The organism is Pseudoalteromonas sp. BSi20652, assembly GCF_000239855.1.
Taxonomy (GTDB): domain Bacteria; phylum Pseudomonadota; class Gammaproteobacteria; order Enterobacterales; family Alteromonadaceae; genus Pseudoalteromonas.
Genome location: NZ_BADT01000009.1, coordinates 1 through 317, shown reverse-complemented (window position 1 = coordinate 317; position 317 = coordinate 1). Strand labels below are relative to the sequence as shown.

Genomic DNA, 317 nt, shown 5'->3' with positions numbered 1-317 from the left:
GAGATACAAAAACCTCTCAAAATTAAACACACTCTATTCTCAGGCGATTGAGATGCCCGATAAAGAATATTTATTTTTAAGAAGTAAGTGGTGGAGCTAAGCAGGATCGAACTGCTGACCTCCTGCGTGCAAGGCAGGCGCTCTCCCAGCTGAGCTATAGCCCCACATATGCTGGTACTTATTGTTTTAACCATCTTCTTGATTAGACAAGAAGTGGTGGGTCTGAGTAGATTTGAACTACCGACCTCACCCTTATCAGGGGTGCGCTCTAACCAGCTGAGCTACAGACCCAAAACAATAAGTGTTGTTCTCTTTAC

Annotated in this window: 2 tRNA genes; both read right to left on the bottom strand. The window is 44.2% G+C overall.

Annotated elements, in window-relative coordinates:
- Positions 1-88: 88 nt before the first annotated feature.
- Positions 89-164: transfer RNA gene (locus tag P20652_RS17175), tRNA-Ala, on the bottom strand.
- A 50-nt stretch (positions 165-214) separates the two neighbouring features.
- A tRNA-Ile gene (locus P20652_RS17170) sits at positions 215-291 on the bottom strand.
- Between the last annotated feature and the right edge of the window lie 26 nt (positions 292-317).